General features: G+C 44.1%; 16 protein-coding genes. 11 read left to right on the top strand and 5 right to left on the bottom strand.

Annotation, left to right across the window (positions count from 1 at the left end):
- Positions 1-41: 41 nt before the first annotated feature.
- Positions 42-1,589, bottom strand: a complete 1,548-nt coding sequence (leuA, locus tag ACED53_RS05890; protein ID WP_009847816.1) for a 2-isopropylmalate synthase — start codon at positions 1,587-1,589, stop codon at positions 42-44.
- Positions 1,590-2,157: 568 nt separating this feature from the next.
- Between leuA and ACED53_RS05885 the strand changes: the two genes are divergently transcribed.
- From ACED53_RS05885 to ACED53_RS05875, 3 genes are read left to right on the top strand one after another with little or no spacing between them, the layout of a single operon-like run.
- Entirely contained in the window at positions 2,158-2,817 is a 660-nt protein-coding gene (locus ACED53_RS05885; RefSeq protein ID WP_009847815.1) for a TetR/AcrR family transcriptional regulator, read from the top strand.
- Positions 2,817-4,154 carry an efflux RND transporter periplasmic adaptor subunit gene (locus tag ACED53_RS05880; protein WP_102579716.1) on the top strand — a complete coding sequence of 446 codons (1,338 nt, stop codon included), beginning with the start codon at positions 2,817-2,819 and terminating at the stop codon, positions 4,152-4,154. The genes ACED53_RS05885 and ACED53_RS05880 overlap by 1 nt, the downstream gene beginning before the upstream one ends.
- A complete protein-coding gene (locus tag ACED53_RS05875) occupies positions 4,151-7,258 on the top strand; it encodes an efflux RND transporter permease subunit (protein WP_017100433.1) in 3,108 nt (1,035 codons plus the stop codon). The genes ACED53_RS05880 and ACED53_RS05875 overlap by 4 nt, the downstream gene beginning before the upstream one ends.
- A gap of 10 nt (positions 7,259-7,268) precedes the next feature.
- Here ACED53_RS05875 and ACED53_RS05870 read toward each other — a convergent pair whose 3' ends face one another.
- Positions 7,269-7,445 (bottom strand): hypothetical protein, encoded by a 177-nt coding sequence (locus tag ACED53_RS05870; RefSeq protein WP_017100432.1) that lies wholly within the window; start codon positions 7,443-7,445, stop codon positions 7,269-7,271.
- Positions 7,446-7,530: 85 nt separating this feature from the next.
- Here ACED53_RS05870 and ACED53_RS05865 point away from each other — a divergent pair, with 85 nt between their 5' ends.
- From ACED53_RS05865 to ilvN, 6 genes are all read left to right on the top strand, one after another.
- The gene (locus tag ACED53_RS05865; RefSeq protein ID WP_012603172.1) at positions 7,531-8,055 is read left to right on the top strand and encodes a phosphatase PAP2 family protein; all 525 of its coding nucleotides are present in this window, start codon (positions 7,531-7,533) and stop codon (positions 8,053-8,055) included.
- 94 nt (positions 8,056-8,149) lie between these two features.
- Positions 8,150-9,205, top strand: coding sequence for an MJ1255/VC2487 family glycosyltransferase (locus tag ACED53_RS05860; protein ID WP_017100431.1), 1,056 nt, complete (start codon positions 8,150-8,152; stop codon positions 9,203-9,205).
- 347 nt (positions 9,206-9,552) lie between these two features.
- The gene (gene leuO, locus ACED53_RS05855) at positions 9,553-10,512 is read left to right on the top strand and encodes a transcriptional regulator LeuO (protein WP_017100430.1); all 960 of its coding nucleotides are present in this window, start codon (positions 9,553-9,555) and stop codon (positions 10,510-10,512) included.
- Between the two features lie 201 nt (positions 10,513-10,713).
- The gene (locus ACED53_RS05850; protein WP_017098923.1) at positions 10,714-12,522 is read left to right on the top strand and encodes a long-chain fatty acid--CoA ligase; all 1,809 of its coding nucleotides are present in this window, start codon (positions 10,714-10,716) and stop codon (positions 12,520-12,522) included.
- Positions 12,523-12,982: 460 nt separating this feature from the next.
- Positions 12,983-14,740: an acetolactate synthase 3 large subunit gene (locus ACED53_RS05845; RefSeq protein WP_009847808.1), complete on the top strand. Its 1,758-nt coding sequence runs from the start codon at positions 12,983-12,985 to the stop codon at positions 14,738-14,740.
- A gap of 1 nt (position 14,741) precedes the next feature.
- A complete protein-coding gene (ilvN, locus tag ACED53_RS05840; protein ID WP_004735875.1) occupies positions 14,742-15,236 on the top strand; it encodes an acetolactate synthase small subunit in 495 nt (164 codons plus the stop codon).
- Between the two features lie 433 nt (positions 15,237-15,669).
- On the opposite strand, the gene ACED53_RS05835 is transcribed toward ilvN, so the two are convergent.
- Both ACED53_RS05835 and pykF read right to left on the bottom strand, forming a co-directional pair.
- Positions 15,670-16,329, bottom strand: coding sequence for a GntR family transcriptional regulator (locus tag ACED53_RS05835; RefSeq protein ID WP_009847805.1), 660 nt, complete (start codon positions 16,327-16,329; stop codon positions 15,670-15,672).
- A gap of 188 nt (positions 16,330-16,517) precedes the next feature.
- The gene (pykF, locus tag ACED53_RS05830) at positions 16,518-17,930 is read right to left on the bottom strand and encodes a pyruvate kinase PykF (protein WP_012603178.1); all 1,413 of its coding nucleotides are present in this window, start codon (positions 17,928-17,930) and stop codon (positions 16,518-16,520) included.
- 429 nt (positions 17,931-18,359) lie between these two features.
- Here pykF and ACED53_RS05825 point away from each other — a divergent pair, with 429 nt between their 5' ends.
- Both ACED53_RS05825 and glmS read left to right on the top strand, forming a co-directional pair.
- Positions 18,360-19,130 carry a DeoR/GlpR family DNA-binding transcription regulator gene (locus ACED53_RS05825; protein WP_004736011.1) on the top strand — a complete coding sequence of 257 codons (771 nt, stop codon included), beginning with the start codon at positions 18,360-18,362 and terminating at the stop codon, positions 19,128-19,130.
- Positions 19,131-19,237: 107 nt separating this feature from the next.
- The gene (gene glmS / locus ACED53_RS05820; RefSeq protein ID WP_017098929.1) at positions 19,238-21,070 is read left to right on the top strand and encodes a glutamine--fructose-6-phosphate transaminase (isomerizing); all 1,833 of its coding nucleotides are present in this window, start codon (positions 19,238-19,240) and stop codon (positions 21,068-21,070) included.
- A 104-nt stretch (positions 21,071-21,174) separates the two neighbouring features.
- Here glmS and ACED53_RS05815 read toward each other — a convergent pair whose 3' ends face one another.
- Positions 21,175-22,443: an O-acetylhomoserine aminocarboxypropyltransferase/cysteine synthase family protein gene (locus ACED53_RS05815; RefSeq protein WP_017100429.1), complete on the bottom strand. Its 1,269-nt coding sequence runs from the start codon at positions 22,441-22,443 to the stop codon at positions 21,175-21,177.
- Positions 22,444-22,531 lie beyond the last annotated feature (88 nt).

Genomic DNA, 22,531 nt, shown 5'->3' with positions numbered 1-22,531 from the left:
AAAGCCAACAACATCGGCTCTAGGGCTCTGTTATTGGGGTCTTAAACTGTCGCGAATTTTTGCTGCTTCATTTCAGCAATAGTGTCTGCGCGTTGAATGCTATTGATAACGTGTAGCAACGCTTGACCAGAAGCTTCAACGATATCGGTTGAAACGCCCGTACCGTGGTACTTACGGCCTTTATAGTTCGCAATAATATCGGCTTGACCTAAGCCATCTTCGCCTTCGCCTTTCGCGGTCAGGTCGAATTTATCCAATGCAATTTCGTAACCAGTTAAGCGGTAGATACATTGGTATAAAGCATCTACAGGGCCGTTACCGACAGCCGCTTCGCATTTCTCTTCATCGCCACATTGCAGCTTGATGCTGGTGGTAGACATAACACTACCAGATTGTACGCTTAGGTAGTTAAGTTTATAGAAGTCATCTTCATCACGTAGATTCGCGAAGTGCATCAATGCTTCTAGGTCGTAATCGAACACTTGGCCTTTACGGTCAGCAAGCTTCAAGAAGTCTTCGTACAATGAATCTAGGTTGTACTCATTATCTTTATAACCCATAGCGTCCATGTGGCTCTTAACAGCGGCTCGGCCACTACGGCTTGTTAGGTTCAAGGCTTTGTTTTTCAAGCCAATAGACTCAGGCGTCATGATCTCGTAAGTGTTCTTGTTCTTTAGCATGCCATCTTGGTGAATACCTGAAGAGTGGCTGAATGCGTTAGCACCGACGATTGCTTTGTTGTCTTGAATTGGCATATGGCAAAGCTGACTTACCAACTTACTGGTACGGTGGATCTCCTTGTGATCCAAGCCAGTATGAACACCCAAAAGCTCTTGACGAGTTTTGATGATCATTGCGATTTCTTCTAGAGAACAGTTACCAGCACGTTCGCCAATACCATTGATTGTGCCTTCAATTTGACGAGCGCCCGCTTGCACAGCAGCAATTGAGTTTGCAACCGACATACCTAAGTCATCGTGACAGTGAACAGAGATGATCGCTTGGTCGATGTTGGGTACGCGATCGAATAGCGTCTTGATAATGCCACCAAACTCATTTGGTACTGTGTAGCCCACTGTGTCTGGAATGTTGATGGTTTTCGCGCCTGCGTTAATCGCGGCTTCAACCATGCGACATAGGTTGTCGATAGGGGTACGGCCGGCATCTTCACAAGAGAATTCAACATCATCGGTATAGTTACGAGCGTGCTTGACTGCTTTCACTGCCATCTCTACTACGTCATCGTAGCTGCGGCGTAATTTGTCTTGTACGTGAACCGTTGATGTTGAGATGAAGGTATGAATACGGAACTGGTCAGCAACTTTAAGCGCTTCGGCAGCGGCATCGATATCTTTCGCTACGGCACGAGAAAGCGCACAAATACGGCTGTCTTTGATGTGTTTAGCGATGGTTTGTACTGACTCAAAATCACCCGGAGAAGAAATAGGGAAGCCAGCTTCGATAACATCTACACCCAGTCTCTCAAGAGCATAAGCGATCTGTAACTTCTCTTTTACCGTAAGGCTTGCAGCCAATGCTTGCTCGCCGTCACGTAAGGTAGTATCAAAAATTATTACTTGATCGTTCATGGGTGCTTCCTTATATCGATAATGAATCGATTGCTATCCAAATTATTATTAAGAATGATGTTCTTTTAAAAGTGCCAGTTACAAAAAAACCCGCTCAGTGCGGGTTTTAATATTTGTGTAGTTCTTGACCCACAACTTACCCGCGCGATTGGTTCACGATAAGGAGAAGTTTCAGCAGTAGAGAAGAAGAAAAAATCATTACACAAATATCCGTAAATAAACTGTTAACACCATATTTACCGTAATTTATTCTGAGCGTCAAACAAGAAAATCCAATATCAGCGTGCATTGGCAGTGTTTTGGTTTTGTTTGTGCTGTTTTTTGTTTAATTGTTAGCGATATCAACTAAATGGTGGTTTTGTATTGGCGGGTTAGTTTATCGTTTGGCTGATGTGTAGGTTAAAACTTTGTAGTAAATATTTTTAATGGAACGATTCACCAAAAAAATCACAAGCGTGACTAAAGTAATTAATCAATTGATTAAATAGTGAGTAATTAATCTTCTACTGTTATGCCTGTTTATCTCTATAATTAATCGAATGATTAATTATAGAGATAGGTTGATGCCATGACAGCACGAAAAGCGGGGCGACCTCAACAGAACTTAGATGTTCGACAACTATTGATTGAGCATGCTCGTGATCTGTTTGTCGTTCAGTCATACGACAAGGTCTCGACACGCCTGATTGCTGATCGTGCGGGTGTGAACATTGCGATGATCCGTTATTACTTTGGCAGTAAGGCTGGATTATTTGAGGCGATGCTGCGTGAAACGCTACGACCGATGCAATTGCAAATGCAGAGATTGGTTGAAGAAAGCAGCCATGAGAACTTTCTTGATTTAATGCGGACTTACTATAAAGAGATGGTCAAGGTGCCCAAGTTTCCTCGCTTGATTGCTCAAGTGATGAATATGCCTCCCTCTGAAGTGCAAAGAGAGTTGCTCGAAAAGGTTTTTCTCGATGTCGCCAAGCCAGCCCAAGATGTCATTTTTGAAAAGCTGGTTGAACAAGGCATCTTAAAACAGAACATGGATCCAAAATTGTGTCGAGTTTCGTATATAAGCTTGATGGTGTTTCCATTCATTGCTCCGCCCCCTCTATTAGCAATCCATGGTATTGAGATTAATGAAGAATTTCTTAACCGTTTAATCGAACACAACATTCAATTGATGACCGAAGGCTTTATCAACGCACCGAGCCCTTCTGCAGTGCAGGACAAAAGATAATGAAAATAAATAAAAAACTACTCTTCTTTCCAGCACTTGCGGTTGGTGTCATCGGCCTTGTGACTGCTATTAGCTTAAAGCCGGATCTGCCGACTAAGCCCGCGGGAGATAGGGCTCGTCTAGTCGAAACCGTCAGTTTAGAACAACAAATGATCGCGCCGTTGGCAGTGGGCTTTGGCAAAGTAGTCCCTAAAGTTGAATGGAAAGCCATTGCCGAGGTGACAGGGCAGATTGTTTATCGACATCCAGACCTAGAAAAAGGGCAGATCATTCCAGCGGGTACTGAGGTACTTAAGATCGATCCCTTGGATTACGAGTTGAAGTTGGTACAAGCTGAAGCGGATCTTAAATCAAGCCAGACCTCATTAGCTAAATTGAATCAAGAAGAAGACAACCTGAATCAGACTCTTAAGATCGAAAAGAACCGCTTAGTGATCAGCAACAAAGAGCTACAACGTAAACAAGATCTGCGTAAGAAAGGGCTGACTTCTCAATCGGATGTCGACCTGCAACAACAAAGTGCACTGTCTCAACAGAAGCTTGTATTGGATATTGATAACCAAATTGCATTGATGCCAGATGAAAAGCGTGTTGCGGAAGCCGTGATTAAGGTGAATGTCTCTAAAGTAAAAGAGGCGCAACGCTCTTTAGATAAAACGACCATTACTTTACCTAGAGCGATGCGAATAGCTCAGGTCGATATTGAACAGAACCAAGTGGTTAATCTTCAGCAAGAGATGTTTGTTGCTCACGGGATTAAAGTTATGGAAGTTGAGGCGCAACTCTCTATTCACGATATGCAAACTTTAGCCTCAAGCTTTACTCAATTCCCTCGTGATGCCGCAGGCATACCAAACCCTTATGAAGCGCCGATCAAAGCAAGTATTCAGCTAAACAGTGGCAGCCTTAACCTCAATTGGCCTGCAAAGGTGGCGAGAATCAGTGAGACGGTTGATGAGAACCAAGCGACAGCAGGGATCATTCTTGAAATCGCTCAAGACTACTCACAACTGCAACCAGACAGCGCTCCTCCGTTGGTCAATGGTATGTTTGTTAAAGCGGAGATTGAAGGTGTCGCGAATCTGAGTTGGGTTGTGCCTGAGCGAGCACTGCATGGTGATAAGGTTTACCTGATGGACGACAATCAGCGTTTGCAAGTGGTGAATGTTGAAGTGCTTTATCGCAGAGACAATCAAGTGGTTGTGAGTGGTGAGCTACAAACGGGAGATAAACTAGTTCTCAATGATGTCCTGCCAGCAATCGAAGGCATGTTACTGAAAGAGTCGAACTCTGAAGAGGCTGAGCTTGAATCAGATACTCAGGAGAATGCGTCATGATTCGGTTCTTCTCCCGACACCCGACGGCTGCAAACTTGTTGATGCTTGGGTTGTTGATTTTGGGTATAAGCTCACTATCAACCATCAAACGTGAAACCTTTCCTGCCTATGATCCACCTTACATTATGGCGGCGATCGTTTATCCCGGTGCATCACCACAAGAAGTGGAAGAGAGCTTGTGTGTACGAATGGAAGATGCCGTCGATGGTCTGGCCAACATTGAAGAAACTCAATGTGAGGCGATAGAAGGCAGTGCTCGTCTTATTCTAAAACTCAATGAGAAAGCGGATATTGGCCGAATGCTGGTGGACGTTCAAACTCAGATCAACTCGATCAATGATTTCCCGAGCGAGATTGAATCTCCGGTTGTTCAAGAGTTGGATTGGAATGAACCGGTAGTTGATATAGCGATTACAGCCGAAACCTCATGGCCTGAACTCAAAGCTTACGCCGAAGACCTCAAACGCACTATGAAGCTCGATTACGACGTTTCTTTAGTCGAAGTCAGTGGTTTTTCCGATCACCAATATCGAGTCGAACTGGATACCCAAGCCATTCGCCAGTTGGGTTTGAGTGTCGGTGATATCGCAGACCAGATTGGCCGTCAAAATGTAAAACTGCCGAGTGGTAACGTTGAAACACCAGACAAAAACTTTCTGATTCGTTTCGACGAGAGACGAATTACGCCTGTTGAGCTGGAAAGCATCGTGGTTGGATCTGCGCCTAATGGCTCGGTGATTCGTTTGAGAGATATTGCCAAGATAACCGATCGCTTTGAGTTGGATGAGCAGAAGGTTTTGTTTGATGGTAAGCCATCTGCTCTCTTGAAGATCAGTAAGAATAAAGAAGATGATGCGTTACGAATCAAAGAGAACGTGACGCGATTCGTTGAGGATCAAAGCGCGATTGCCCCCGATGGTGTGACACTGCAAATGACCAATGATCTCTCCTCTGTACTTTGGGATCGTCTGACCATGATGGTGCGCAACGGCTGGCAAGGTATTGTGTTGGTGTTTGCCACCATGTGGTTGTTCTTCAGTTTGCGATATTCATTCTGGGTAGCTGCTGGTCTGCCGGTAGCCTTCCTTGGTGGTTTGTTCTTGATGGCCAACCTTGGCTTGTCGATCAACATTATGTCACTGGTCGGTTTATTAATGGCGATTGGTATCATGATGGATGACGCCATAGTGATAGCTGAATCGATAGCCTCCCACTTAGATAGGGGACAAAGCGTCGATGATGCGGTGTACAACGGCGTAAAGAAAGTGCTTCCCGGAGTTCTATCTTCTTTCCTAACCACTGTGTGTATTTTCGGTAGCTTACTATTCCTTGATGGGGAAATGGGCGCGGTGCTTAAAGCGGTGCCTCAGGTACTTATCTTGGTGTTGTCGCTGAGCTTAATCGAAGCGTTTCTCATTCTACCGAATCACTTATCTCATTCATTACACAAAGAAAAAAATGACAAGCCAGCGCTGCGCTTTAAAGGCGTGTTGTTAGAGAAGTTTGAGAACTTTCGCAATACAACTTTGATGAACATGGTCGAGAAGGTCGTGACGTTCCGCTACGCCTTTATGGGTGGAGTGATAACCTTATTACTTCTATCTATCTCCTTGATTGCTGGTGGTGTTGTCAAATTCCAACCATTTCCTGAGTTGGATGGTGATATTGCCGAGGCTCGCATCATTCTTCCACCGGGCGCATCACTGTCTCAAACCGAGAAAGTGGTCCATAAAATAGTCGCATCTGCTGAACGTTTGAATGAGCAGTGGAGTGAAGACGTCGAAGACGGTAATAGATTGGTTGAGCATATCACCAGCCAATTCAATGCAAACGCGGATGCCAATGAATCAGGCCCACACTTAGCCACTGTGCGCTTAGACTTGCGTGGTGCAGAGAGTCGCAACACGGTGATCGATGATTTTATTGATGCATGGCGGGAAGACATCGGCGATTTGGCTGATCCTATCTCGCTAGTTTTCAAACAACCGACGATGGGGCCGGGCGGTCGTGCTATCGAGATCCGCGCCAAACATGATGATCTTGCCGCGTTGAAATCGGCTTCTTTAGATATTCAAGAGTACCTCAATCAGTTTGATGGTGTGCACGGCGTGCTTGATGACATGCGCATGGGTAAGGAAGAGATCTTAGTTAAACTGCGCCCAGGTGCTGAAACCTACAATGTTAATGGGCAGATGATTGCTTCCCAATTGCGTGCGGCCTTCTTTGGTCATACTGCGGATGAAATCCAAATTGGGGTCGAGAACATTTCGATTGAGGTACGCCTTGATAAAGAACAGGCAGGGGATTTGCAGCAACTAGCTAACTTCCCAATCATCACTGCAGATGGCAGCCAGATTCCGCTAGCGACATTGGCAACGCTAGATTTCCAACGTAACTACGTACGAATCCAACGTATCGATGGGCTGAGAACCATCAGTATCTTTGGTGATATTGATAATAAGAAAGCGAGCTCTTCAGCAATTTTGGCTCAGTTCCAAAAAGATGAAGCAGCCAAGCTTATTCAAAAGTATCCGGGCTTACGCTTTGATTTTGAAGGGGAAGCCAAAGATGCGGCGAAGACCGGAGCCTCAATGGGTAAAGGCTTCCTATTGGGCTTATTCGGTGTGTTTGCGATTCTGAGTTATCAGTTCAGAAGCTACTTAGAGCCTGTGGTCGTAATGTTAGCGATTCCACTCGCCTTCATTGGGGTAGTTGTTGGTCATTGGTTGTTAGGGCATGCGTTAAGTATGCCGAGCATGATGGGCTTTGTGTCGCTTGCCGGGATCGTGGTCAATGATTCTATCTTGTTGGTGCAATACATTCGTCACCATGTTGATGAGGGAGATAGCGTGCATGACTCGGTGGTTAAAGCCAGTCGCGAGCGTTTCCGAGCGGTATTCTTAACCTCAATGACGACCGCAGCTGGTTTGCTACCGCTGTTGACGGAAACCAGCTTGCAAGCTCAGGTTATCCAGCCATTGGTTATTTCAATTGTGTTTGGCATATTTGCTTCAACCTTACTGGTGTTGTTTATGATCCCTGCCGCCTACGCGATATTGGCGGATTTTGGTTTGGTGAAAAAACATGAGCCATTAGCGCTATAGTCTTTAGCACTTAATTATTTGCAAGCTCTATAACTTTTAGCACGCTAGAAGTAGCGTTTGTTTGCTTATATAAAGAAGCAAAAACATAGAAGAATAAAGCGGCCTTGGGTCGCTTTATTTTTATCGGCAGCTTCTTGGCTCCCATCAGCTTGCTTAGTGAAAGCGGTTTATTCGCTTCAAAATTCATTTTAGTTCATTCAAAACGTCACCTAACTGTCATTTCAGGGGCATACCTTGAGCCTTAACTGAATAAGGATTGTTAAGGAGATCGTATGCGTACTATCGAACCGATTGTCCGCTGGGATGTGGCATTTTCTGTTTTCTGTTTGAAGAACCGTTATAGCGGGCAACATGCAACATTGAGTAAAGCGGTGTCTCATACCGGGGATGGTCATCTATATGTGTTGATCGCTCTGATTGCGCTGTTAGCTGATGGCTACACAGGTCGTGAATTTTTAATGGTTGGTCTAGCCGCTTTTGCGATAGAGCTACCGATTTATTGGTTAGCCAAAAACACCCTAAAGCGCCGCAGACCCGCTGAATTCTCTTCATTGCTTCACTCTCACATTGTGCCATCAGATAAATACAGCCTGCCATCTGGGCACTCCGCTGCTGCATTTGTTATGGCGACTCTAATCGGACATTTTTATCCAAGTCTCTATCTCTTTAGCTTGATTTGGGCGACAGCGATTGCAGGCTCTCGAATCCTACTCGGTGTGCACTTTTTAACGGACGTACTGATTGGCGCAGCGCTAGGTATAGCGTGCACAAGCCTAGCCATTTACTTCATTTTATAGCGCTTAGTCGTATGGCTGTTTGTTCTGTTGTTCATATTAAAAAGACACAGGCAAAGACAGCAGAGCTCGAATTATTAATCTTCAAGGAACCTGAATGAAAATTTTATATGGCGTACAGGGCACAGGAAATGGGCACATCGCTAGAGCGAGAGCAATGGCCGTCGCTTTTCGTCAGCAAAATATTGATGTCGACTTTCTGTTCTCTGGGCGAGACGAGAGTAAATTCTTTTCGATGGAAGCGTTTGGCAACTATCAGACCCGCAGCGGTTTAACTTTTTACAGCGAGCAAGGGAAGGTTAAATACGGCAAGACATTCATCAAGAACAACATCTGGCGATTTCTCCGCGAGGTTAACCAGATCGATCTTGCGCCTTATGACTTAGTGCTTAATGATTTTGAACCTGTGACGGCATGGGCGGCTAAGAGGCAAGGTGTGCCATGTATTGGTATAAGCCACCAGAATGCGTTCCGCTATGATGTACCTAAAGAAGGGGGCAACTGGATTGAACATTCCGTGATTCAACATTTCGCCCCAACTGAGCACTCTATTGGTTTGCACTGGTATCACTTTGAACAGCCAATATTGCCACCTATCGTTCACACGCCAGCGTGTGATGAGCGAGCGAAAGCAACACAAGACTTCACCTTGGTTTATCTACCATTTGAGGATCTTGATGCGATCTCTGAGTTGTTGATGAAGTTTGTTTCTCATCACTTTGTCTGTTATCACCCGAATGTGATTGAGTATAGCCGAGTCGAAAATATTGAGTTCAAACCACTCAGTCATGCAGGCTTCCAATTCGATCTCAATCAGTGCTCTGGTGTGGTGGCCAACGGCGGTTTTGAATTGCCATCTGAAGCCTTAACTTTAGGTAAGAAGTTGCTTCTTAAGCCTCTTGAGGGACAGTTCGAACAACAAAGTAATGTGGCGACGCTTGAAGCGCTCGGGTTGGCTCAAACCATGAGTTTTTTAGACGCGGCTATCTTGCGTAGTTGGCTCGGTGAAAAGCAGGCAGAAAGGGTCACTTACCCTGACGTGGCAAGTGCACTTGTTGAGTGGATTTTGGCGGGCAAATGGTCCAACCAAGATGACTTGAGAAAGCAACTTTGGGACAAGGTAGATTTTCCTAGTTATGCATCACTCACTTAACCCATAATTGTTATTTCTGAATTGCCTAGCTGAACGATTCACGAGTTCAATAATTTGTAACAAATGTAACCAAAACGATAGGACGGCTAAATAAGTCGAAATGAAACTCATAAGTGACGCATTTTATGTTTTTTTATAACTCCATAAGCAACTGATTTTTAGGTGTTGTTTAATCATTAAGGTAAAATTAAATTATTCTTTATCAATCTTGTTGGTAGCTCGAGATTTATTGGTTAATAGTAATGGCAATCCGAAAAACATCGGTCTGATAAATATAAGAATTAGTGGTTATCTATTCCCACACCATTACCAATTTAACCCTGTCGAACCGACAAGAGGCAACTTGAATGTTAGAGAAAAAAGACGCAATGAGTGCAATTGCAAGCTACAGAATGGAAAGCACACTTCGTGGAGTCGACTTAAATCTTTTGACTGTATTTGATGCAGTTATGCAAGAGCAAAATATTACACGTGCAGCTCATAATCTGGGCATGTCTCAACCAGCGGTAAGTAATGCTGTTGCTCGTTTGAAAGTAATGTTCAACGACGAGCTATTCATGCGTCAAGGTCGTGGTATTCAACCGACTCAACGTGCTCGTCAGTTGTTTGGCCCAATCCGCCAAGCGCTGCAGTTAGTACGCAACGAATTACCAAGTTCTGTATTCTCTCCAGAGTCGTCTTCTCGTCTGTTCAAACTTGCAATTTGTAGCCCTTGCGACATGCGTTTTGCACCTAAGATTATGTCGACAATCAACGACCAAGCACCTAGCGTTAATCTGCACATGGATGCGGAATTTGACCGTCAACTTTCTGAGCGCATGCGTTACCAAGAAATTGACTTCGTTATTGATTACTCGCGTTTTGATGAGCAAGGTTTCTCAAGCACTGAAATCTTCCAAGATGAATTGGTTGTGGTCGCTTCTGCTTCTCACCCACGCATCAACGGTGAAGTTTCAGCGGCAGAGTTGCTTAACGAAAAGCACGCTAAACTGTCTCGCATCCATGGTCAACGTAGCTTCTCTGAGCAAGCTTACCGTGACCTCGATTGCACACCTTTCTACGAAGGTACGAGCTTAAGCAACGTACTTTACGTTGTTGGTCAATCTGAACTTGTGACGATAGCTCCTCGTTGGATGGTAGAACATGCAGCAAACAAAGATCAGCTTCAGATTCTAGATTTCCCATTCGATAATGCGGCGATTTCTGGCTTCCTTAGCTGGCACGAATCAAGTGAAAAGGACAAAGGACACATCTGGTTACGAGATCAGTTAATGATGATCTGTGGCGAAGTAGTGGCGCTTAACTAGACACTAATTCCTATGATTTATAAGCCCTAAGCTAGGAGTCTAGCTTAGGGTTTTTTTGTACCTGCTATTTTTGTTGATAGAAAACTTAGCGTGAGACGTACTATTACTTATAACTTTGAGCTTCATCAGTTGCCTTTTCCATGATCAGAGGTACACTTGTGCGCTCAAAAAAGCTTACAGGTGTAAGCCAAAGGTAAAGAGATGGCCAATTTAGATTTTCATATCGTAAAAAGACTTCGTGACCAAATTGCCCAAGGTGGCAACCGTACAGCTTTGAAGCACAAAGTAGGCAATGTATGGCAAGGTATTAGCTGGGAACAATTTGGACAACAAATCGATACGCTTTCATTAGCGCTATTGGCTCAAGGATTGAGAGTTCAGGATAAGATCGGTATCTTCTCGAACAATATGCCTCAGTGGACTGTGGCTGACTTCGCATCCTTACAAGCGCGTCTTGTAACGGTACCAATCTACCCAACCAACACAGCGGCACAGTCTTCTTACATTATCCAAAATGCGGATGTGAAGATCTTATTCGTTGGTGAGCAAGCTCAATTTGATGCGGCGGTTAGCCTTTTTGAAGAGTGTGAACAGCTAGAAGTTGTTGTGGCGATGTCTGATGATATCGATCTGCAAGGACATCGCTTTGCCGTCTCTTGGAAAGAGTTCATGGCTCGTGGTGTTGAAGAGCAGCGAGCTGAGCTTGATGTTCGTCTTGCGGATGCCAGCATGGATGACTTACTGACGCTTATCTATACCTCTGGTACAACGGGCCAGCCTAAAGGTGTAATGCTTGATTACACTAATGTTGGCTATCAACTAAAAGGCCATGATGAGCGTCTCAGCTTAAGCAAAGACGACGTCTCATTGTGTTTCTTACCTCTATCACATGTATTTGAGCGCGCTTGGACTTTCTATGTCCTTTATAAAGGCGCAACCAACTGCTATTTGCAAGACACCATGCAAGTTCGTGATGCATTGAGTGGTGTTAAACCAACGGTTATGTCTGCTGTTCCTCGCTTCTACGAGAAGATTTTCTCAGCGATTCACGAGAAAGTATCTAAAGCACCGTTTATTCGTAAAGTACTCTTTACTTGGGCGGTGAACATGGGCGCGAAGCTTTCTGTTTGTCATCAAGAAGGTCGTACACCATCATTCATGCTGAAGAAGAGCCATGCGCTTGCTGACAAGCTTGTGTTATCTAAACTGCGAGCTCTGTTAGGTGGTAACATCAACTTCATGCCATGTGGTGGCGCGAAGCTTGATGAAACCATTGGTCGCTTCTTCCACGCGATTGGTATCAATGTAAAACTTGGCTACGGCATGACAGAAACCACGGCAACAGTATCGTGCTGGGATGACCGTTGTTTTAACCCTGATTCGATCGGTATGTCGATGCCGGGCGCTGAAGTGAAAATTGGCGCTAAGGATGAGATCCTTGTTCGTGGCCCAATGGTGATGCGTGGCTACTACAAGATGCCAGAAGAGACAGCTAAGACATTTGACGAGCATGGTTTCCTGAAAACGGGTGATGCGGGTCATTTTGATGAAAATGGTAATCTATTCATTACTGATCGCATCAAAGAATTAATGAAGACTTCTGGCGGTAAGTACATTGCACCGCAAGTGGTTGAAGGCGCAATTGGTAAAGATCACTTTATCGAGCAGATTGCTGTTATCGCTGATACGCGCAAATTCGTTTCTGCACTGATTGTTCCTTGTTATGACTCGCTAGAAGAGTATGCCAAAGAGCTTAATATCAAATATCATGACCGTGTGGAACTTGTTAAAAATCACCAAATAGTAGAGATGCTAGAGAAGCGTGTGAATGACTTACAACAAGAGCTAGCGAAGTTTGAGCAAGTGAAGAAGTTTAAGTTGCTGCCAAAAGCATTTTCTATGGATGATGGTGAGCTAACACCGACCCAGAAACTGCGTCGTAAGGTTATTAACGATAAGTATCAAGACGAAATCGAAGAAATGTACAACGAAAAACCTAAAGATAAGTAGTTTTCTGTTTAGATAAATTTTCAGTTGTTTAAAAATCCCCCTACGAATGTGATTGCATTTTTAGGGGGATTTTTTGTATCTAATGACACAGCACAATGTGCGAAAGCGCACACCAACAAGCTCGCTGTTTATCGATAAATAGCGATCTGTTGAAATATTAAGTGCTTTTTTTTATCAAGTAAGCAGTGTTTAAGCCTAGTGCAAAAGCCTGTATTGGGTTTTATTTGATGCTTTGAGCTAATAGTTGGTTTTTTGGCACAGTTGCCGAATAACAGGCGTTAGACCAGATGATAATAAAGCGTTAAAGTTGTTTCGTATTACTGTTTGTTGTTATCACTACAGACAGCCATAGCCGAAAAAGTGGAAGTATTTCGAATTAGGCTACGAATAAGCCCTAGACTATGAAAAACCAGCCCAACATGTTCACCAAATGTGATTGGAAACTGGTGAGGAGAGCAATATGACAACAAAACCTGAAACAGCTATGTCATCCGGCGCTGAAATGTTATCCGGCGCTGAGATGGTGGTGCAGTCTCTAATTGAAGAGGGTGTAGAACAAATCTTTGGTTATCCAGGTGGTTCTGTACTTGATATCTACGATGCGCTGCATGCTAAAACTGCTGAAATTAAACACGTATTAGTACGACACGAACAAGCCGCTACCCACATGGCAGATGGCTATACTCGTTCTACCGGTAAGCCGGGTGTAGTACTTGTGTGTTCTGGTCCAGGTGCGACCAATACCGTTACTGGTATTGCAACAGCCTACATGGACTCAATCCCAATGATTGTTATTTCTGGTAACGTACCAAATAACCTTATTGGTAACGACGCCTTCCAAGAGTGTGACATCGTTGGTGTATCACGCCCGATCGTTAAACACAGCTTCCTCGTTAAGAAAGCGGAAGATATCCCTGAAGTCGTTAAAAAAGCATTCTATATTTCAACGACAGGACGTCCAGGTCCTGTGGTTATTGACCTGCCAAAAGACATTTTAAACCCACAAATTAAGCTTCCTTATGAATACCCAGAAACGATCAAAATGCGTTCATATAACCCAACGGTTACGGGTCATAAAGGTCAGATCAAAAAGGCGCTAAAAGCCCTTCTTGAAGCGAAGAAACCGGTACTTTATGTCGGTGGTGGTGCGGTTATTTCTGAGGCAGATAAGCCGCTGTTAAAATTAGCAGAGGCACTGAATTTACCCGTGGTAAGTACCCTAATGGGGCTTGGCGCTTTCCCTGGTACTCATAAGAACTCTTTGGGTATGTTGGGCATGCATGGTTTGTATGAAGCCAATATGGCGATGCACAATGCGGACTTGATCTTTGGTATTGGCGTACGTTTCGATGATCGAACGACCAATAACCTAGATAAATACTGTCCTGATGCGAAGATCATGCACATTGATATCGATCCATCTTCTATCTCTAAGAACGTTAAAGTGGATCTTCCGATTGTAGGTTCAGCGGAAAAAGTACTAGAAAGCATGGTTAACCTGCTTATTGAGCAAGGTGGAACTAACGATGCAGAAGCGATGGAAAGCTGGTGGAGTGAAATTAAACAGTGGCAAGAACGTGACTGCTTAGCGTATGACAAAACGTCGGGTCGAATTAAGCCACAACAAGTTATTGAAACACTGCATAAAGTAACCAATGGTGATGCCTATGTTGCTTCGGATGTTGGTCAGCACCAAATGTTTGCTGCTTTGTACTACCCGTTTGACAAGCCACGCCGTTGGATTAACTCTGGTGGTCTAGGTACGATGGGCTTTGGCTTACCAGCTGGTATGGGCGTTAAGTTTGCGAAACCTGATGAAGAAGTTGTGATTGTTACTGGTGACGGCAGTATTCAAATGAATATCCAAGAGCTGTCGACTGCGCTGCAATACAATATCCCCGTTAAGATTATTAATCTTAACAACCGTTTCTTAGGCATGGTAAAACAGTGGCAAGACATTGTTTATCAAGGTCGTTACTCTAATTCATATATGGACTCTGTTCCTGATTTTGCTGCTATCGCTGAGGCTTATGGCCACGTTGGCATGCGTATTTCATCTCCGGATGAATTGGAATCAGGTTTGGAAAAAGCACTGGCGATGAAAGACCGTTTGGTATTTGTCGATATTAGTGTGGATGACACCGAGCACGTATACCCAATGCAGATCAAAGGCGAGGGTATGGATAACATGTGGCTAAGCAAAACGGAGAGAACATAATATGAGACACATCCTTTCACTATTAATGGAAAACCAACCAGGTGCACTATCTCGTGTGGTTGGCTTGTTTTCTCAGCGTGGCTACAACATCGAGTCTTTGAATGTATCCCCTACGGATGATCCAACGCTTTCTCGTCTGAATGTCACCACTAACTCGAGCGAAATGCAGCTTGAGCAGATCCAAAAACAGCTACACAAGTTAATCGACGTACTTAAGGTACAAGAAGTGTCTGAGCTTGAGCATATCGAGCGTGAACTTCTGATGGTAAAAGTACGCGCTAGCGGCTTTGCTCGCGCTGAAGTGAAACGCACAGCGGATATATTCCGTGGTCAGATTGTTGATGTGACGGCTTCTCAATATACGGTTCAAATGGCGGGTACGAGCGAGAAACTGGATGCTTTCATTCAGGCATTGTCTGAAGTAACGGAAGTACTTGAAGTGGCTCGAAGTGGGGTTGTTGGCATCGCACGTGGTGAACGAGCGTTGAAAGCCTAACGAAGAAAGATTTAAAGCTGCTTTTAAGCTAAAATTGATCATTTAATCGTTTGAAAAAGATAGCGATTTTACTGATACGAACGGCCCTTAATTTGGGCCGTTTTTGCTTTCTGGAAGTCGCTATCGTTTATCCACAAAGTTTATATGATTAGACTAAAGTCTAATGCTCTCGATGATTTGAACTAAACTGAACGATAACCATACAGTCTGATTGAAAGAGGCGTGGTATGTTTGTCGATTTTTTAGTGAGGTTAACCATAGGTACATTAGCCGTTCTTGGCTTTCAACTGAGTGCATTGTATTTTTTACCTATGGTTGTGCTACTCAATACTCATCACAAAGAATTTTTTGGGTGGTAGTTCAGCCGTAATGCTGGAAATAAAAAACGGAGCTATTAGGCTCCGTTTTTATGTGGTTAGAATCTATCTTGACATTATGCGGCTTCGATAACTTCTTCAATTCGCTTCATTGAACTTAACAGGTGTTGATCCAATAGTTCTGTCGCTTGATCGACATTTTTAGCAAGTACCAGCTTCATGATCATTTCATGCTCATCAATATTGAACAGATCATCAGATGCGCTTTTCGCTGACATCGCTAGGAAGCGGTAGCGTTTTACTTGATTGATAAGATCATCAAAGAACTTAAACATGTTCTCTGAGTCTGCGCCTTCAAGTAACGCTGCATGAAACTGCTGGTGACGTTCTTCCCACTCAACACAATCAAACTCTTCTGAGACATATTGTATGCGTGATAGCTTGTGGTAGGAGGTTAATACTTCCAGTTCCCAGCTTTCATCGCCTGCTGAAATTGCCTTTTTAAGCAGAACAGAAGAGACAACACGAAGGCTTTCATATAGGTCATTGAGTTCTTTCTTTGATACCGGTGATACCCAGCAGCCTTTTTGTGGCTCTAGCTTTACGTATTTACTCCAAGATAGCTGCACTAAGGCTTCGCGAATTGGAGATGCGCCGACGTTGTATCGTGCTTTGAGATCAGCGACAACGAGTTTTTTACCTGGGGTTAATTCACCATTGAGAATATCTTGGCGAATCATCTTTGATACTTTGTCAGTAAGCGTAGGACTAGACATTACAAACCTCACGTATATTTGATTTCTAGTCTGCTAATCCGTTTCTTAGGAAGAGTTTATTGGAGTTTAACAGTACGTAGTTCTAATGTGATTGATAATACAGCGTACTGAAAAGTTAGGCAAGATTTTGTTTCATAAAAAAAGAGGGCCGAAGCCCTCTTTTATATTTTATGCGAATCGGTTCATTCTTATAGAACGTGAACAGATGCTGTGTTTGTAGTACCAGAAGCGACTAGAGCACCAGAAACCATAACTACGATGTCGCCTTTGTTACCTAGGCCAGATTGTAGAGCGATTTCTTTACCGTTGATGTAGAACGCGTCTGTGTTCTCGATAGAGTCAACAAGAACTGGCTTAACACCTTTAGTAAGAACTAGCTGTGCAGCTGTCTTTTCGTTAGTTGTTAAAGCAAGGATGTTTGCAGTTGGGAAGTACTTACGTACTGAACGTGCAGACTTACCGCCTTCAGTTGCAACAACGATTAGAGGAGCAGCTAGCTTCTCTGCTGTGTCTACAGCGCCTTTACATACTGCTTCAGTGATGCGTAGACGTGGGCTGTCTAGACGAGAACCTAGCTCAGCTTTAAGAGCTGAATCAGTACGGTTCGCGATTTGAGCCATGATAGTAACAGCTTCAACTGGGTACTTACCTTTAGCAGTTTCACCAGAAAGCATTACTGCATCAGTACCATCCATGATTGCGTTCGCAACGTCACCCGCTTCTGCACGAGTTGGACGTGGGTTGCTGATCATAGAGTCAAGCATTTGAGTTGCAGTGATAACCATCTTACGTGCGCGGTTACACTTCTCGATCATCATCTTCTGAGCGAAGATTACTTCTTCAGCTGGGATTTCAACACCTAGGTCACCACGAGCAACCATGATGCCGTCAGAAGCTTCAAGGATTGAATCGAAGTTATCTACACCTTCTTGGTTTTCAATCTTAGAAATGATGTGGATGTTCTCGCCGCCGTTAGCGTTTAGAAGCTCACGGATTTCTTTAACGTCTTCTTCTTTACGAATGAAAGAAGCAGCTACGAAATCAACGCCTTGCTCGCAACCAAACTTAAGGTCAGCTTTGTCTTTCTCAGAAAGAGCTGGAAGTTGAACAGAAACGCCAGGAAGGTTAACACCTTTGTTTTCGCCTAGAGCACCGTTGTTAAGAACTTTACACTTAACTTCAGTTTCTGTTGTTGCGATAACTTCCATTTCGATTAGGCCATCATCAACAAGGATAGTGTTACCTGCTGTTAGGTCCTTAGCGAAACCTAGGTAAGTTACTGCTACTACATCTTTGTTACCAACAACTGTTGCGTCAGTTGTGAAAGTGAACTCTTGACCAGCTACTAGATCTACGTCGTTACCATCTTCAAGTTTGATAGTACGGATTTCTGGACCTTTAGTATCTAGAAGGATCGCAAGTTGCTCACCATTGTTTTCCATTACTTTACGGAAGTTCGCGATACGAGTGCCGTGCTCTGCGAAATCACCGTGAGAGAAGTTAAGACGCATAACGTTCATGCCAGCATCTACTAGTTCAGTTAGCTTCTCTACAGATTCAGTTTTAGGGCCAATCGTACATACGATTTTGGTCTTTTTCATGGAAGGTACTCTCCGGTAAGTATTGTTACAATTTGAAATTTATTTAAGTTCTGAAGATTGGTCCGCTACATCAACATTTTGTGCCTGTTGTGTAAAAGCGCGGGACTTCCAATATGTCCTTCAGAGTTGTAAGTCTTTCATCAATTTTAGTCATTTTATGACCAAAAGATTTTGATTCAATATCGGTTTTCTGTGACTTACCCCACTATATAGGCGGTAAGTTGCAAAAAAATAACAGTCAGTTTTGTAATTTTTTTTCTTTTCGGGTGCGGATTCTACCACCTAATGAGTTCAATATCACTGCTTAACAATTGTCTTAGGACAAGGTTTTATCGCTATTTATTAATTTTTTGGATCAAAATAAATGGACTAAATAGTTTCGTTGTAACTATAATATGTTTCACATCGAAACTTAATGGCCTTTTTTAAATGTCGAAACGAAACACCCAGCTCAGAAGACATGCAATTTCTAACCTAGTGAATGAAAAAGGGGAGGTTAGTGTTGATGAATTATCCGCTAAGTTCGAAACCTCAGAGGTCACGATTAGAAAGGACTTGGCGTCTTTAGAGAAAAACGGTCAGCTTTTGCGCCGTTATGGTGGTGCGATTTCATTACCGAAAGAGGTTGTGAACGAAGAGCTGGGTCCACAAGTTTCGACTCGAAAGATTTCATTAGCGAAAGCCGCGGCAGATTTAATTCGCGACCATAATCGCATTGTGATCGATAGCGGTAGCACGACAGGGGCGCTAATTCAGCAGCTCAATAGCAAGCGTGGTTTGGTTGTGATGACCAACTCGTTGCACGTTGCTAATGCACTTAATGAGTTGGAAAGCGAACCAACACTGCTAATGACCGGCGGCACTTGGGATACCCATTCGGATTCTTTCCAAGGCAAAGTCGCAGAGTCAGTACTTCGTGCTTACGATTTTGATCAACTATTTATTGGGGCTGATGGTATCGACCTTGATAGAGGCACGACCACGTTCAATGAATTGGTTGGTCTAAGTAAAGTAATGGCTGAAGTGTCACGAGAAGTGATCGTGATGGTTGAGTCGGAAAAGGTGGGACGAAAGATCCCGAACTTAGAGCTGGCATGGGAGCACATTGACATCTTAATTACCGATACAGACTTAGGCGAAGAATCCAAAGCAAGTATCGAATCACATGATGTTCGTGTGATCTTGACTGATCCAGCGTAAAAACAAATTTAAGTATTATGCATTTACCTTCCTATAATTGATCTTGATAAAGATCTGGCCTTTGCTTGCTGCCAATAGGAATAAAACGAAATTGATGGAGTGAAACTATGTGTGGAATTGTTGGTGCAGTAGCACAGCGTGATGTAGCCGAAATTTTAGTAGAAGGCCTTCGCCGCCTAGAATACCGAGGCTACGATTCAGCGGGTGTCGCTGTAGTTGATAGCGAATCTAACCTAACTCGTGTACGCCGCCTTGGTAAAGTACAAGAGCTAGCAGACGCAGTCGATCAACAACATGTTATTGGCGGTACTGGTATAGCTCATACACGTTGGGCGACACACGGTGAGCCTTCTGAAGCAAACGCACACCCACACATGTCTGGTGATATTGCTGTTGTACACAATGGTATTATCGAAAACCACGAAGCACTGCGTGCTCTTCTTCAAGAGCGTGGTTATGTGTTTACTTCACAAACGGATACTGAAGTTATCGCTCATCTTGTTGAGTGGGAACTTCGCACGTCAGCTTCTTTGGTTGAAGCTCTGCAAAAAACAGCAAAACAATTAGACGGTGCATACGGCACAGTGGCGGTTGATCGTAAAGATCCTAGCCGTATCGTTGTTGCTCGTTCTGGTAGCCCAATCGTTATCGGTTTTGGTGTGGGCGAGAACTTCCTTGCTTCTGACCAACTAGCGCTATTAAGCGTAACTCGTCGCTTCATGTACTTAGAAGAGGGTGATGTTGCTGAGGTGACTCGTCGTGATGTAACAGTATTTGATGTAGCGGGCGAGCGTGTAGAGCGTGAAATCGTTGAATCAAACGCAGAACACGATGCAGGTGATAAAGGTCAATACCGTCACTTCATGCAGAAAGAGATCTTTGAGCAGCCAACAGCGCTGATCAACACAATGGAAGGTCGTATCTCTGACACTTCTGTAATCACTAATGCAATCGGTGTTAAAGCGGAAGAGATCCTAAGCAAGGTAGAACACGTGCAGATCATCGCATGTGGTACGTCTTACAACTCAGGCATGGCAGCTCGTTACTGGTTTGAGTCTCTAGCAGGCGTAAGCTGTGACGTAGAGATTGCCTCTGAATTCCGTTACCGTGATTTCGTTGTTCGCCCGAACAGCCTATTGGTGACTCTGTCTCAGTCTGGTGAAACGGCGGATACGCTTGCTGCACTTCGTCTTGCAAAAGAAAAAGGTTACATGTCGGCAATGACTATCTGTAACGTTGCGGGTTCTTCGCTAGTTCGTGAATCTGATTTTGCCTTCATGACTCGCGCAGGAACTGAGATCGGCGTTGCTTCAACTAAAGCCTTCACGACACAGCTAGCGGCTATGCTGATGATGGTAACGTCAATTGGTCGTCTACAAGGTCGCATCAATGAAGAGAAAGAAGCTGAGATCGTTCAAGCACTGCATCAACTGCCTGCTGATATTGAAAAAGCATTAGCGTTTGATAAAGAGATCGAAGCGCTAGCACCTGATTTTGCAGATAAGCACCACACACTATTCTTGGGTCGTGGTGAGTTCTACCCAATCGCGATGGAAGCGTCTCTTAAACTGAAAGAGATCTCTTACATCCACGCAGAAGCATACGCGGCTGGTGAGCTTAAGCACGGTCCTTTGGCTCTTATCGATGCAGATATGCCAGTCGTCGTTATTGCACCAAGCAACGACTTGCTAGAGAAACTGAAATCAAACGTTGAAGAAGTACGTGCTCGTGGCGGTCTACTTTACGTATTCGCAGATGAAGATGCAGGCTTTGAAAGCGATGAGAACATGAAGATCATCAAGATGCCTCACGTAAGTGAAGTAACAGCACCTATCTACTACACAGTACCGATGCAGTTGTTGTCTTACCACGTAGCGCTAATCAAAGGTACTGACGTTGACCAACCGCGTAACTTAGCGAAAGCGGTTACGGTTGAGTAATCGCCATCCTATCTAAGAAAATTAGATAATAAGAAGCCCATCCTGTGATGGGCTTTTTTGTGTCTGTTAGCTAACGATTAGCGTTAGATCTAGCTTTAACGGCATTAAGCATTAAGTGCTTGCTCTAGGTCAGCCAAGATATCGTCAATGTGTTCAATACCTACTGAGAGGCGAATCATCTCTGGTGACACTCCTGCTTGCTTTTGTTCCGCTTCGCTTAATTGACGGTGTGTTGTAGAAGCAGGGTGACAAGCGAGAGATTTTGCATCGCCAATGTTCACCAAGCGTTTGAATATTTGCAGTGCATCATAGAAACGAACACCGGCTTCATAACCATCTTTCAAGCCAAAAGATAAAATGGCAGACGGCTTACCTTGCATGTATTTCTCAGCCAGCGGATAGAACTCAGACGTTGGTAAACCAGCGTAGTTCACCCAACTCACTTTCTCATGTTGCTGAAGGTACTTAGCTACTTTCAGTGCATTCTCTGTGTGTCGCTCCATGCGTAGCGATAAAGTTTCTAGACCTTGCATTAGCATGAAGGCATTCATTGGTGACAATGCTGCACCTGTATTACGTAGTGGAACCGTTCGAGCGCGGCCAATAAACGCGGCTTCGCCAAAGGCTTCGGTATACACCACACCGTGGTAAGAAGGTTCTGGCTGATTAAATACTGGGAAGCGATCTTTGTGCTCTGCCCATGGGAATTTGCCTGAGTCGACAATCACGCCACCCAATGTTGTTCCGTGACCACCAACGTATTTGGTGAGTGAGTGCACCACAATATCAGCACCAAAATCGATAGGTTTACACAACACAGGTGTCGCCACCGTGTTATCGACAATCACAGGTACACCTTGTGCGTGAGCAAGCTCAGCAACACGTTCTAAGTCGATAATATTGCCTGCTGGGTTACCGATACTTTCGCAGTAAACCGCCTTGGTTTTTTCATCGATCAGTGCCGCTAAGCTTTCTGGTTTGTCGTCTTTGGCAAAGCGAACTTCGATCCCTTGGTTTGGTAGCATATGAGCAAATAGGGTGTAAGTACCGCCGTAAAGCTGAGGTGTTGAAACGATGTTGTCACCGATTTGTGCCAACGTTTGAATCGCGTAGTTGATCGCCGCGCTGCCTGCACTCACCACTAAGCCTGCAATACCACCTTCTAAGGCTGCCATGCGCTTTTCCAACACATCATTGGTTGGGTTCATTATACGAGTGTAGATATTACCTGGCACCGCAAGATTAAACAGGTCTGCACCGTGTTGTGCGTCATCGAATTCGTAAGCAACGGTTTGGTAAATAGGGGTCGCAACTGATTTGGTTGTTGGATCAGTTTCGTAGCCGAAGTGAATCGAGAGCGTTTCGTCTTTCATGTTTCTTCCCTGAACGATTGAATTATCTATGTACTCTCATATTGCCGATTTTTTTATAAAAGAAAAGTATATTTAGTCACAGAGAGGG

Source organism: Vibrio sp. 1F169, assembly GCF_041439605.1.
In the GTDB taxonomy this organism is placed as follows: Bacteria; Pseudomonadota; Gammaproteobacteria; order Enterobacterales; family Vibrionaceae; genus Vibrio; species Vibrio tasmaniensis_A.
This window is presented reverse-complemented; position numbering and strand designations above follow the sequence as displayed.

Coding starts and splice junctions, on each gene's coding strand:
- ACED53_RS05865 (WP_012603172.1), top strand. CDS start 7,531: ATGCGTACTATCGAACCGATTGTCCGCTGGGATGTGGCATTTTCTGTT.
- ACED53_RS05825 (WP_004736011.1), top strand. CDS start 18,360: ATGTCGAAACGAAACACCCAGCTCAGAAGACATGCAATTTCTAACCTA.
- leuO (WP_017100430.1), top strand. CDS start 9,553: ATGTTAGAGAAAAAAGACGCAATGAGTGCAATTGCAAGCTACAGAATG.
- ACED53_RS05885 (WP_009847815.1), top strand. CDS start 2,158: ATGACAGCACGAAAAGCGGGGCGACCTCAACAGAACTTAGATGTTCGA.
- ilvN (WP_004735875.1), top strand. CDS start 14,742: ATGAGACACATCCTTTCACTATTAATGGAAAACCAACCAGGTGCACTA.
- ACED53_RS05845 (WP_009847808.1), top strand. CDS start 12,983: ATGACAACAAAACCTGAAACAGCTATGTCATCCGGCGCTGAAATGTTA.
- ACED53_RS05860 (WP_017100431.1), top strand. CDS start 8,150: ATGAAAATTTTATATGGCGTACAGGGCACAGGAAATGGGCACATCGCT.
- pykF (WP_012603178.1), bottom strand. CDS start 17,930: ATGAAAAAGACCAAAATCGTATGTACGATTGGCCCTAAAACTGAATCT.
- ACED53_RS05835 (WP_009847805.1), bottom strand. CDS start 16,329: ATGTCTAGTCCTACGCTTACTGACAAAGTATCAAAGATGATTCGCCAA.
- ACED53_RS05875 (WP_017100433.1), top strand. CDS start 4,151: ATGATTCGGTTCTTCTCCCGACACCCGACGGCTGCAAACTTGTTGATG.
- leuA (WP_009847816.1), bottom strand. CDS start 1,589: ATGAACGATCAAGTAATAATTTTTGATACTACCTTACGTGACGGCGAG.
- ACED53_RS05815 (WP_017100429.1), bottom strand. CDS start 22,443: ATGAAAGACGAAACGCTCTCGATTCACTTCGGCTACGAAACTGATCCA.
- glmS (WP_017098929.1), top strand. CDS start 19,238: ATGTGTGGAATTGTTGGTGCAGTAGCACAGCGTGATGTAGCCGAAATT.
- ACED53_RS05880 (WP_102579716.1), top strand. CDS start 2,817: ATGAAAATAAATAAAAAACTACTCTTCTTTCCAGCACTTGCGGTTGGT.
- ACED53_RS05870 (WP_017100432.1), bottom strand. CDS start 7,445: ATGAATTTTGAAGCGAATAAACCGCTTTCACTAAGCAAGCTGATGGGA.
- ACED53_RS05850 (WP_017098923.1), top strand. CDS start 10,714: ATGGCCAATTTAGATTTTCATATCGTAAAAAGACTTCGTGACCAAATT.